Annotated in this window: 1 pseudogene; it reads right to left on the bottom strand. The window is 48.2% G+C overall.

What is annotated here, in order from left to right:
* Positions 1 to 475 (bottom strand): annotated as a pseudogene (locus AB204_RS23120) (hypothetical protein); the annotation flags it as partial.

Genomic DNA, 475 nt, shown 5'->3' with positions numbered 1-475 from the left:
GAGGCTTTTTTTAGGAAGCCGTTGTTGTCTACGGTGGTGTTTTTTGTCCCCCACAGGTCAACATTACCATAATAATGTGTATCACCTTGACTATAATAATACGCATAGCTAATACCTGCATTGCCGTCAGGCGTAATAAACCACCGAGAGCATGCAGACACGCCGGTTTTATCAGGCCAACCTCTGATATTCAATAAGCTGACATAACCGTATTGGGGTTTTCCGACTTGCTTCCCTGTTGCAATACCGGCACTGATACCCAAGGGGTATTGCTCGGGTATCGCCCAGCTCACAATGCTTCTAAAATCAGCGTTTGACTGCACTGCGACAGGCTGACCGCCATTAAAGAGAGGGCCGCTGACAATATCCTTCTTTGCCGCTGAACCTAACCCCAGATTATGGATAAATCCGTCTTTATTCGGAATATCCGCGCCGTTCTGGCTCTTATCCAGTTTCCCCTCCATCGCCGCCTGCA

The organism is Xenorhabdus khoisanae, assembly GCF_001037465.1.
GTDB lineage: Bacteria > Pseudomonadota > Gammaproteobacteria > Enterobacterales > Enterobacteriaceae > Xenorhabdus > Xenorhabdus khoisanae.
The sequence above is the reverse complement of the archived record's forward strand: the minus strand, read 5'-3'. Positions and strand labels throughout refer to the sequence as shown.